This is a genomic window from Sphingopyxis sp. USTB-05 (genome assembly GCF_023822045.1).
Lineage (GTDB): Bacteria > Pseudomonadota > Alphaproteobacteria > Sphingomonadales > Sphingomonadaceae > Sphingopyxis.
The window spans coordinates 900,754-912,466 of the sequence record NZ_CP084712.1; the positions used below are offsets into that span (position 1 = coordinate 900,754).

At 63.7% G+C, this 11,713-nt stretch carries 8 protein-coding genes; 3 read left to right on the forward strand and 5 right to left on the reverse strand.

Annotated features, from left to right (window positions below; translation table 11 throughout):
• Positions 1-5: 5 nt before the first annotated feature.
• Both KEC45_RS03865 and KEC45_RS03870 read left to right on the forward strand, forming a co-directional pair.
• Positions 6-1,595: an aldehyde dehydrogenase (NADP(+)) gene (locus KEC45_RS03865; RefSeq protein WP_252171499.1), complete on the forward strand. Its 1,590-nt coding sequence runs from the start codon at positions 6-8 to the stop codon at positions 1,593-1,595.
• Positions 1,596-1,636: 41 nt separating this feature from the next.
• Positions 1,637-2,035, forward strand: coding sequence for a cupin domain-containing protein (locus tag KEC45_RS03870; protein ID WP_062182868.1), 399 nt, complete (start codon positions 1,637-1,639; stop codon positions 2,033-2,035).
• 58 nt (positions 2,036-2,093) lie between these two features.
• Here the strand turns inward: KEC45_RS03870 and guaA are convergent, their stop codons facing one another.
• A complete protein-coding gene (gene guaA / locus KEC45_RS03875) occupies positions 2,094-3,680 on the reverse strand; it encodes a glutamine-hydrolyzing GMP synthase (protein ID WP_062184229.1) in 1,587 nt (528 codons plus the stop codon).
• A gap of 198 nt (positions 3,681-3,878) precedes the next feature.
• Here guaA and KEC45_RS03880 point away from each other — a divergent pair, with 198 nt between their 5' ends.
• Positions 3,879-6,326 carry a TonB-dependent siderophore receptor gene (locus tag KEC45_RS03880; protein ID WP_252171500.1) on the forward strand — a complete coding sequence of 816 codons (2,448 nt, stop codon included), beginning with the start codon at positions 3,879-3,881 and terminating at the stop codon, positions 6,324-6,326.
• On the opposite strand, the gene KEC45_RS03885 is transcribed toward KEC45_RS03880, so the two are convergent.
• From KEC45_RS03885 to KEC45_RS03900, 4 genes are all read right to left on the reverse strand, one after another.
• Positions 6,323-7,372, reverse strand: coding sequence for a glycosyltransferase family 1 protein (locus tag KEC45_RS03885; RefSeq protein WP_062182863.1), 1,050 nt, complete (start codon positions 7,370-7,372; stop codon positions 6,323-6,325). The two genes, KEC45_RS03880 and KEC45_RS03885, sit on opposite strands and share 4 nt — an antisense overlap.
• Positions 7,369-8,250, reverse strand: a complete 882-nt coding sequence (locus KEC45_RS03890; RefSeq protein ID WP_062182861.1) for a UDP-2,3-diacylglucosamine diphosphatase — start codon at positions 8,248-8,250, stop codon at positions 7,369-7,371. The genes KEC45_RS03885 and KEC45_RS03890 overlap by 4 nt, the downstream gene beginning before the upstream one ends.
• 151 nt (positions 8,251-8,401) lie before the next feature.
• Positions 8,402-9,835 carry an aldehyde dehydrogenase family protein gene (locus KEC45_RS03895; RefSeq protein WP_062182858.1) on the reverse strand — a complete coding sequence of 478 codons (1,434 nt, stop codon included), beginning with the start codon at positions 9,833-9,835 and terminating at the stop codon, positions 8,402-8,404.
• Positions 9,836-9,943: 108 nt separating this feature from the next.
• Complete coding sequence (locus KEC45_RS03900; RefSeq protein ID WP_062182855.1) at positions 9,944-11,590, reverse strand: acetolactate synthase large subunit; 1,647 nt, start codon at positions 11,588-11,590, stop codon at positions 9,944-9,946.
• Positions 11,591-11,713 lie beyond the last annotated feature (123 nt).

An 11,713-nucleotide genomic window follows, 5' to 3' on the forward strand; every position in this document is an offset into this window, starting at 1 on the left:
TGAGGGTGATCGACGGCAGCATATTGATCGGACGCGCGACGCGGCGGAGCAAAGAAAGCTTCCACGCCTATGATCCCGCGACCGGTGCCGTCGTCGGTCCCGCCTTTGGCATCGCAAGCGCGGCGGACGTTGCCGACGCCTGCGCGCTCGCCGCGGACGCCGCAGGGCCCTTTGGGTCGCTTACCCCCGCCGTCCGTGCCGATTTTCTCGATGCCGTGGCCGCTGCGATAACCGATATCGGCGATGTGCTGATCGAGACCGCGATGGCCGAAACCGGCCTGCCGCGTGCCCGCCTGGAGGGGGAGCGCGGCCGGACGACCGGCCAATTGCAATTGTTCGCTGCGGTTGTGCGGCAGGGCGATTGGCTCGACGCGACGCTCGACAGTGCGTTGCCCGACCGCGTCCCGCCGCGTCCGGCGCTGCGGCGAATGAACTTGTCGTTGGGGCCGGTCGCGGTCTTTGGCGCGTCGAACTTCCCGCTCGCCTTCTCGGTCGCTGGCGGTGACACGGCTTCGGCCTTTGCCGCCGGCTGTCCGGTCGTGGTCAAGGGGCACAGCGCGCATCCCGGCACGGGCGAACTGGTCGCGCGTGCGGTGCAAAAGGCGGTTGCCGACTGCGGTCTTCCCGAGGGCGTGTTCTCCTATCTGCCGGGCAAGTCGCACGCGCTGGGGTCGGCGCTGGTCGCCGATCCGCGGATCAAGGCGGTCGGCTTCACCGGATCGCGCGGGGGCGGACTGCACCTCGTCGAAATCGCGCGCAAGCGCAAAGAACCCATTCCCGTCTATGCCGAGATGAGCAGCGTAAACCCGGTAATCATCCTCCCGGGGGCACTTGCTGATCGCGGCATTGAACTGGCCGGCGCCTTTTCTTCCTCCCTTACACTCGGCGCCGGCCAATTTTGTACCAATCCCGGGACGATCGTCGCGGTCGACGGTCCGGCCCTTGATGCATTCGTCGGCGCGGCCGCCGCGGCCCTGGCCGATGTGGAGCCCGCCACGATGCTTAGTGCCGGAATCGCTTCGGCTTATGCCGACGGCGTGGCCGCGCTCGATCGCAACGCAGCGGTTGAGCGCGCCTCCGCAGAGCGCGGTGCCGGGCATAACCGCTGCGTACCGGCGCTGTTCGAAACGACTGCAGAGGCTTATGCCCGCGATGCGTCGATCGGCGACGAGGTGTTCGGAAGCGCCGCGATCGTGGTGCGCTGCCGCGACATCGCCGAGGTTGCAGCGGTTGTCGCGGGCATGGAAGGCCAGCTTACCGCGACGATCCATATGGACCAGCGTGACATGGAAATGGCGCGGCCGCTCGTGCCGCTGCTCTCCGACAAGGCGGGGCGTCTGCTGGTCAACAGCTGGCCGACCGGCGTCGAAGTGACCCATGCCATGGTGCATGGCGGGCCGTTCCCCGCAACATCCGACAGCCGGTCGACATCGGTGGGGTCACTGGCGATTGCGCGTTTCCTGCGCCCTATGTGCTTCCAGAACCTACCGGAGGACATGCTGCCGCCGGCACTTCAGGACAGCAATCCGTGGCACCTTTCGCGGCGCATTGATGGCGAATTGCGCGCCCCTGCTGCCACACTCGCAAACGCGTAAGTCGAACCGGATATCATCTCGTTTATACGGAAGAGGGCGTCATGAGCATTATTTTCGCACTGCTTCTCGCAGGCAATCAAACGGCGCCGATGGTCGTCGTCGATGAGGCGGATACGGTGCAGGAAGGGCCGGCCCCGCACGGCAAGATCGGGCAATCGACGGCATGGCGGATCAGCGATGCGGTTCCGTCGCCACGCAGCTTCGAATTCAGAAAGCGTCAGCTTCACGTGGGTGCAGCGATCGGGATCCATCCGATCGACCATGATGAAATCTATTATGTGCTGTCGGGCACCGGCACCGTCCATTCGGACGGAGAGGAGAGGGAACTGCGTTCGGGCATGGCGGCTTGGCTGTATAGCGGCGCCAGCGTCGGAATTCGCCAGACGGGCGATGTACCGCTCGTCCTCATAATTGCCTATCCTAACAGGCCGCAACGCTGAAGCGATTGGCCAGCGCTAGCGAGTGCCAAGCGAATTTACTGAAAACCTTCTACTTTCCTCATTCCCACTCAATCGTGCCCGGCGGCTTCGACGTGTAGTCGTACACCACGCGGTTGATGCCCTGGACCTCGTTGATGATGCGTGTTGCGCAGCGGCTCAGGAAGCTTGCGTCGAACGGATAAATGTCGGCGGTCATGCCGTCGGTCGAGGTGACCGCGCGGAGAGCGCAGACATGGTCGTAGGTCCGTCCGTCGCCCATCACGCCCACCGTCTTTACTGGCAGCAGTACCGCGAACGCCTGCCAGATCGCGTCGTAAAGGCCGGCATTCCGGATCTCCTCCAGATAAACGGCGTCGGCCTTGCGAAGAATGTCGCAACGCTCCTTGCTGACCTCGCCCGGGATACGGATCGCGAGGCCGGGGCCGGGGAAGGGGTGGCGGCCGACGAAGATGTCGGGAAGGCCGAGTTCCTTGCCGAGCAGGCGCACTTCGTCCTTGAACAACTCGCGCAGCGGTTCGACGAGCTTCATGTTCATGCGCTCGGGCAGGCCGCCGACATTGTGGTGGCTCTTGATCGTGACGCTCGGCCCACCGGTGAAGCTGACCGATTCAATAACGTCGGGATAAAGTGTGCCCTGCGCGAGGAAGTCGGCGCCGCCGATCTTCTTCGCTTCCTCCTCGAACACGTTGATGAATTCGGCGCCGATGAACTTGCGCTTCTTTTCGGGGTCGGTGACGCCGGCAAGGCCCGCCATAAACCGTTCCTCGGCGTCGACGACGACGAGCGGGATGTTGTAATGATCGCGGAACAGGCGCTCGACCTGTTCGCGTTCGTTCATGCGCAAAAGGCCGTGGTCGACGAAGACACAGGTGAGCTGCTCGCCGACCGCCTCGTGGATCAGCACCGCCGCGACCGCGCTGTCGACGCCGCCCGACAGGCCGCAGAGCACGCGCTGGTCGCCGACCTGCGCGCGGATTTCGGCGATCTTGGTGGCGCGGAATTCGGCCATCGTCCATTCGCCGCTGCACCCGCAGACGTGGCGGACGAAATTGGCAATCAGCTTCGCGCCATCGGGCGTGTGGACGACCTCGGGATGGAATTGCGTGCCATAATAGCGGCGCTCGTCGTCGGCGATCAGCGCGAAGGGCGCGCCGTCGCTGACTGCGACGATGCGGAAGCCGGGGGCAAATTGCGTGACCTTGTCGCCGTGGCTCATCCACACCTGATGGCGTTCGCCGACTTCCCACAGCCCATCGAACAACACGCAGGGTTCGGTGACGGTCAGGAAGGCGCGCCCGAATTCGCCGTCGCGCTCACCGTCGGCGCCGCCGGGCTCGACCTGCCCGCCGAGCTGCTGGCTCATCACCTGCTGGCCGTAACAGATGCCGAGGATCGGCAGGCCGCTGTCGAAGATCGATTGCGGCGCGCGCGGGCTGCCGCTCGCGGGGACCGACGCGGGCGAGCCCGAGAGGATCACGCCCTTCGGCTGCATCCGTTCGAGTGCCGCCTCGGCGGCGTTGAACGGGACGATCTCGCTATACACGCCGGCTTCGCGGACGCGGCGGGCGATGAGCTGGGTGACCTGTGACCCGAAGTCGATGATCAGGATCGATTCAGGCGCGGCGGAAGAGTCTGGAGTCGTCATGGGTGGCCGATAAGGGTGAAGGCGCATGCTGTCCAGCGGTCGATATGAGGCGCCCATCGAACGACGATGGCCTCGACACATTGTTGCGACAATTGCGCGACATAGATGAACCGCGAACAAAGCGCGGCGTCATCGAGGGTTCAGCGCTCTCATGCGAAGAAAAAAACGAAGACAGAAAAGAAACAAAAAGGCTCTCCCATGAATAACATTCGCCTGACCATTTCCGCACGCGCTGCCTTGCTCGCCGCAGGTGCCTCGTTCGCGCTGCCCGCGATGGCCGAGGCGCCGATCGGTCCGCCGATCGCGGCGGCGGTCGCCGAACAGCCGGCGGAAGCCGCGCCCGCGGCGCCCGAAACGGTCGAAGATGCCTATGACGATTACAGCGAGGACGAGATCGTCGTCACCGCGCCGCGTCTCGCCGGCCAGCTCGATACCGACATCAAGGCCGAGGCCGAACTCGATGAGGCGGCGATCGCGAGCTATGGCGTGTCGAACGTGTCCGAACTGCTCGATGCGCTTGCGCCGCAGACGCGTTCGGGCCGCGGGCGCGGCGGCGGACGGCCGATCATCCTCGTCAACGGCCGCCGCATCGGCGGCTTCGGCGAGGTGCGCAACCTGCCCCCGGAAGCGATCGCCAAGGTCGAGGTTTTCCCGGAGGAAGTCGCGCTGCAATATGGCTATTCGGCCGACGAGCGCGTCGTAAACATGGTGCTCAAGCCCAATTTCCGCCAGGTCGCGATCGAAGGCGAGGGCGGCATCCCGACGCAGGCCGGACGTTTCCAGAGCGAGATCCAGCCGAGCTTTCTTGCGATCGGTGAAAACGGCCGCCTCAATGTCAACGCGGGCTGGGATCACAAATCGATGCTGCTCGAAAGCGAGCGGAACCTCGATTACGACGATCCGGCGCAGGCTGCCGAAGCCCCGGCGCGCAGCCTTCTCGGCGCGTCGGACGAATATTCGATCGACGCAACGGTCCAGCGCAGCCTGAACAAGACGACCGATGCATCGATCAACGTGCGTTGGGACCAGACCGATACCCTGTCGCTGCTCGGTCCGGGCGTCGGCGGCGTCGATGACCCGCTCGAACGCCACAGCCGCGCGCGCAATCTGACCTCGACCGCCAGCGTTAACGGCATGCTTGGCGACTGGCGCTGGTCGGTCTCGGGCAACTATGCCGATGCCGATCAGTTGACCTTTACCGATCGCATCACCGGAACCCGCGACCGTTTCGAAAGCAGCCAGCAGACCTTCGGCGGCAACGCCAATCTGTCGGGCACGGTGACCGACGGATGGGCGGGGCCGATCCGCCTGTCGATGACGGGCAGCTATTCGGGGCTGCGTTTCGACAGCCGCTCCGACAATGCGAACGGAATAACGACGACCGACCTCTCGCGCGATTTGCCGGGTGTGTTCGGCTCGTTGACCGTGCCGCTCCTCGATCCCGAATATGAGGTGGGCAACATCGGTCGCGTCTCGCTGACGCTCAGCGGTCAGGTACAGAATCCAAGTGATTTTGAGGCGCTCAAAAGCTGGGGCGCGAACCTCAACTGGGGCGTGACCGACAATCTCTCGCTGATCGCCAGCTTCAACCAGGACGAGGCGGCGCCGGGCATCCAGCAACTCGGCGCTGCGCCGCTGGTGACGCCCGCAGTCACCTATTATGATTTTTCGACTGGGCAGACGGTGCAGATTACGACGACCACCGGCGGCAATCCCTTCCTGCTTGCCGAACAGCGCCGCGACCTCAAACTGGGGCTCAACTGGTCGCCGCCGATGGTTGAGGGGCTGAATTTTTCGATCAATTACAACCGCAACAAAAGCTATGACACGGCGAACAGCCTGCCCTTGCTCACGCCCGAGATCGAAGCGGCCTTCCCTGATCGCGTCACGCGCGATGCCAATGGCGTTCTGCTCGCGATCGACCAGCGTCCGGTCAATTTCGACCAGTCGGAAAATTCGCAGATTCGTTGGGGCCTGAACTTCGGCAAAAGCTTCGGCCAGCAGCGCGGCCCGGGCGCAGGTGGTCCCGGTGGCGGACGTCCCGACGGTGCGGGTGCGCGCGAAGGTGGCGGTGGCCCCGGAGCGGGTCGCCAGCGCGGCGGCGGTGGGGGACCGCGCATGGGTGGGCGTGGTCCGGGCGGCCCCGGCGGAATGTTTGGCGGCCCTCAAGGCGGGCGTTGGCAGGTGTCGCTCTATCATACGATCAAGCTGACCGACACGGTGCTGATCCGTCCTGGTGTACCCGAACTCGACCTTCTGAACGGGTCCGCGACGGGCAGCGGCGGCGGCAGCAACCGCCACCTGTTCGAACTCGACGGCGGGCTGTTCAACAAGGGTATGGGCGTACGGCTTAGCGCCAAATATGACAGCGGCAGCACGGTGACCGGCGGCAGCGCGGGTGATTTGAAGTTCGGCGATCTCGCAACCTTCAACCTGCGCTTCTTCGTCGATCTGGGTCAGAAGCCGAAGTTGACCGAGAAGCTGCCGTTCCTGAAAGGGTCGCGCCTGCGCCTTGCGGTCGACAATATCTTCGACGCGCAGCGCAAGATCACCGATCAGAATGGCCGCGTGCCGCTGAACTACCAGCCGGGCTATATCGACCCCTTGGGCCGCTATATCGAGCTGGAGTGGCGCAAGACCTTCTAGGTGGCGAGCCGTGCGCCGGCGATGGCGTCGCGCGGCGGTTCGGAGGGCACGAACGTCAGCGCCTTGGCGAACTGTGCGGTACAGCTTGCCCAGCTATACCGTCTGCCCAGCGCTTCGGCGTCGGCACGGTCACAGGCTAGTGCGGCATCGATCGCGTGGCCGAGATTCTCGTCGAGCGCCCCGGCGCCTTCGCGCACGATATCGGCGGGGCCCGGTACCGGATAGGCTGCCACCGGGGTTCCGCAGCTCATCGCCTCGATAATCACGAGGCCGAATGTGTCGGTGCGACTCGGAAAGACGAAAACGTCGGCGCCCGAATAGGCCGCAGCCAGCGCGTCGCCGCTTAGTTTGCCGAGGAACAATGCATCCGGATGCCGCGCCTTCAATTCGGCGAGCGCGGGTCCTTCGCCGACGATGACCTTGGTGCCCGGACGATCGCAATCGAGGAACGCCCCGATATTCTTCTCGACCGCAACGCGGCCGACATAAAGCTGGATTGGCCGCGCCAGCCCCGCATAAGCCGGATGCGGAGCGCGATCCGGACGGAACAGCGCGTGGTCGACCCCGCGTTCCCACATCATCGTCTGAACGAGACCCTGTTCGGCGAGCTCGCGCGCTAGGCTGCGCGTTGCGACCATGATGTGCCGCGCGGGACGGTGGAACCAGCGGATGAAACGCCACACGAAAGCGGGCGATACCGGCAGCCGCGCCGCTACATATTCGGGGAAGCGCGTGTGATAGGCGGTGGTGAAGGGAAAACCATTGTCGAGGCACCAGCGCCGCGCCGCCATGCCGAGCGGGCCTTCGGTCGAGATATGGATCGCTTGCGGTGCAAAGGCGCGGATGCGTCGCCCGACCTTGCGCCGCCCCGCCAGGGCAAGCCGGATTTCGGGATAGGAAGGGCAGGGGAATGAGCGGAACAGGTCGGGCGAGATGACCCCGACCTCATGTCCTGCGGTACGCAGTTCGCCGATCGTCGCCTGCAGCGTGCGGACGACGCCGTTGACCTGCGGCTCCCACGCGTCGGTGACGATGAGGATTCTCATGCAGCGCGCGCCGGGGCGGGCAGTTCGAGCGGCGTCGGCGCTGTCCGGCTCGCGACCTCTTCGGCCCAGTGCAATATCTCCATCGTGCCGTCATGATGCTCGACCAGCGCGGTGCAGCCTTCGACCCAGTCGCCGTCGTTATAATATTCGGTGCCCTCGATCTCGCGCATCTCGGCGCTGTGGATGTGGCCGCAGACCACCCCATCGACCCCGCGCGAGCGCGCCGCGTGCGCGACAACTTCTTCGTAGCGGCCGATGAACTGGACGGCGTTCTTGACCTTGTGCTTGGCGACCATCGACAGCGACCAATAGGGCAGGCCGAAAGCGCTGCGGATGCGGTTCACGACCACATTGCACTTCATCAGCGCGGTGTATGCGGCGTCGCCGACAAAGGCGAGCCAGCGGTGCGCCAGCATCACCGCGTCGAATTCGTCGCCATGGACGACGAGCAGCTTCTTGCCGGTCGCAGTTTCGTGGATCGCTTCGCGGCGGATCTCGACGCCGCCGAAATCGAAGCCGTCGAACGGCTTGACCATCTCGTCATGGTTGCCGGGGACATAGACGACGCGCGTGCCGCGCTTTGCGCGCTTCAGCACCCGCCATACGACGTCATTATGCTCGGGCGGCCAAAAGTGACGCTTCTTGAGCCGCCAGCCATCGATGATGTCGCCGACCAGGTACAGCGTCTCGCAATCGACATGGTCAAAGAAGTCGATCAGCAGCGGCGCGTTGCAGCCCCGCGTGCCGAGATGGATATCGCTGACCCATACCGCGCGATAGCTACGGCGTTCGCCGATCACGCGTTCGGGAATATGCGGGTCGCTGGTGAACGGGTCGGGAAAACGCGCGGGGATGGGCAGGGTCGAAATCGTGGCCATGTCACACTCCGTAGGCAGCCTCGGGCTGCCCACGGCCTAGACAGGAGTTTTGTTACAACGTTCGACTCAAACTAGCGACAATTTGAAGAAAGTTTGAAGGCGCTTCGGTGACGTTGCCTATTTGACACATATTCGGTTAACCATGATCCAATCAGGTTCGTCGGATCACCAAATTCCGGATCTCGCTCATATCTTCCATCGCGAAACGCACGCCCTCGCGGCCAAGTCCGCTGTCCTTCACGCCGCCATAAGGCATGTTGTCGACGCGGTAGGAGGAGACATCGTTGACGACGATGCCGCCGACGTCGAGATGATCCCATGCTTCGAGCACCTTGTGGATGTCACGCGTGAACAGCCCGGCCTGCAGGCCGAATTTGCTGTCGTTGACCTCGACCAGCGCGGCCTCCCAGTGGCTGAATTTCGACAGGATGACGACCGGGCCAAAGGCTTCCTCGCGCACGACATCGGTGTCGGCCGGGACATTTTCGAGCAGTGCCGCTTCAAGCATATTGCCGTCGCAGCCACCGCCCGCGAGCAAGGTCGCGCCGGCCGCGACCGCGTCGTCGATCCAGCCTTTCAGCCGCTGTGCTTCCTTAACCGAAATCATCGGGCCGATGAACGTGTCGCGCAGCTTGGGATCGCCTGATTTCAGCGTCTTGACCTTCGCAGTGAGCATGTCGCGGAACGTGTCGTAGATCTCCTCATGGATGATCACGCGCTGCACATGGATGCAACTCTGCCCCGACTGATAATAGCCGCCGAAGATGATGCGCGCGAGCGCATGGTCGAGGTCGGCGTCCTTGTCGACGACCACAGCAGCGTTGCCGCCAAGTTCGAGCACGACCTTCTTTTTGCCCGCCTTGGCCTTCAGATCCCATCCGACACCCGGGGATCCGGTGAAGCTAAGGAGTTTCAGGCGCTCGTCGGTGGTGAACAGGTCGGCGCCCGCGCGGGTCGCCGGCAATATGCTGAACGCGCCCTCAGGCAATATGTCGCACTCGGCGAGCACCTCGCCCATGATGATCGCGCCCAAAGGCGTCAGCGACGCGGGCTTCATCACGAACGGGCAGCCCATCGCGATCGCGGGTGCGATCTTGTGTGCGGCCAGGTTCAGCGGGAAGTTGAAGGGGGAGATGAAGCTGCACGGGCCGATCGGCACGCGCTTCCACATTCCCATATAGCCCTTGGCGCGCGCCGAAATGTCGAGCGGCTGGACCTCGCCATAGTTGCGCGTCGCTTCCTCGGCGGCGATGCGGAAGGTGTCGATCAGGCGCGTGACCTCGCCCTCGCTGTCGGCGATCGGCTTGCCCGCCTCGACGCACAGGGCATAAGCGAGCTCGTCGAACCGCTCCTGAAACCGTCCGACGCAGTGGGTTAGCACATCACGCTTCTCGAAACTCGCGAGCCGCGCCATCGGCTCGGCGGCGCGCACGGCGCCCGCGATCGCTTCGTCGATCACATCGGGCGTCGCGAGCGCGGTCCGAAACGCAACCTCGCCGGTGAATTTGTCGATCACCTCAAGATCGGTGTTCGGCTGCACCGCCTTGTTGTTGAGATAGAGCGGATAGACGTCTTTCAATTTCATTTTTCACCTCTCCGTTCCCCGGCGAGCCGGGGCCCAGGGCTGGAACGCGCGACGATGGCGCAATGGCGCTCTGGACCCCGGCTTTCGCCGGGGAACAGGAAGCAGAGTTTACAGCTCCTTCGACAGCTTCTTGATGTCGATGTTCAAAATCTGGTCATTCTCTGAATAATCGACCGGGCAGTCGATCAGATGCACCCCCGGAGTATCGCGCGTGTGGGCCAGAAGTTCCTTGAGGTGCGCGGCGCTCTCGACGCGGTGTCCGTGCGCGCCATAGCTTTCGGCATATTTGACGAAATCGGGGTTGCCATAGGTCAGCCCCCAGTCCTTGAAGCCCATGTTGGCCTGTTTCCAGCGGATCATGCCATAGCTGTTGTCGTTGAGGATCAGCACGGTGATGTTGAGCCCCAGCCGAACCGCGGTCTCCATCTCCTGGCTGTTCATCATGAACCCGCCGTCGCCGCAGATCGCCATGACCTTGCGCCCCGGATAGATCATCGCCGACATCATCGCCGACGGCAGGCCCGCGCCCATTGTCGCGAGCGCATTGTCGAGCAGCACGGTGTTGGGACGATAGGCGGTGTAACCGCGCGCGAACCAGATTTTATAGACGCCATTGTCGAGGCAGATGATCCCGTCGTCGGGCATCGCGTCGCGGATCGACTGAACCAGATGCGGCGGGAAGATCGGGAAGCGCTCGTCCTTCGCCAGCGGCGCGGTGTGATCGACCTCGCCCTGCCGATAGGCGAGCAGATGGTCGAACTTCCAACTGCCGTTGGGAACGATGTCCTCCTTCATCTGCCATACCGCATTGGCGATATCGCCGATCACTTCGATGTCGGGGAAATAGACCGGATCGACTTCGGCGGTCTTGCTCGACACATGGATCACGGTTGGGCCGCCGCGCTGCATGAAGAAGGGCGGCTTTTCAATGACATCATGGCCGAGGTTGACGATGCAATCCGATGCTTCGACCGCACGGTGGACAAAGTCGCCCGATGACAGTGCAGCGCAGCCGAGGAATTTCGGGTGGCGCTCGTCGATCACGCCCTTGCCGAGCTGCGTCGTCAGGAAGGGGATGCCGGTCTTTTCGATGAACTGCAGCAACATGCGGCCGGTCATCGTGCGGTTCGCGCCCGCGCCGATGACGAGGACGGGCGAGGTCGCGTTTTCGAGCGCCTTCACCGCTTCGCGGATCGACTTCACATCGGCGGTCGGGCGGCGGACATGGCTGCGCTTTAGCGGCAGGCTGTCGGTATGCTCGTCGGCGATATCTTCGGGCAGCTCGATATGGACTGCGCCGGGCTTTTCTTCCTCGGCGAGGCGAAAGGCTTCGCGAACGCGGCTCGGAATATTGTCCGACGACGCCATCTGGTGGGTGAATTTGGTAATGGGGCCCATCATCGCGACGACGTCGAGGATCTGGAAACGGCCCTGCTTTGATTTCTTGATCGGCTTTTGCCCGGTGATCATCATCATCGGCATGCCGCCAAGCTGCGCATAAGCCGCAGCGGTGACGAAGTTCGTCGCGCCGGGCCCCAAGGTCGCAAGGCAGACCCCGGTCTTGCCGGTGTGGCGCCCATAGGTGGCGGCCATGAAGCCCGCGCCCTGTTCGTGCCGCGTCAGGATAAGCTTGATCTTGGTCGAGCGCGACAGGCTGTCGAGAAAGTCGAGATTCTCTTCGCCCGGAACGCCGAAAATATATTCGACGCCTTCTTCTTCCAGGCACTCGATGAACAGGTCGGATGCTTTTTTCATGCTACAGTCGCCCCCTCAGCAGCGCACCCCATGGTGCGGCTCCAAGTCATGCCGGCGACCCCTCAGCATAATATTAATGCACCGGCTCCCGTCGTAAGGTCGCGAGTCCCTGCTGCACCGGGA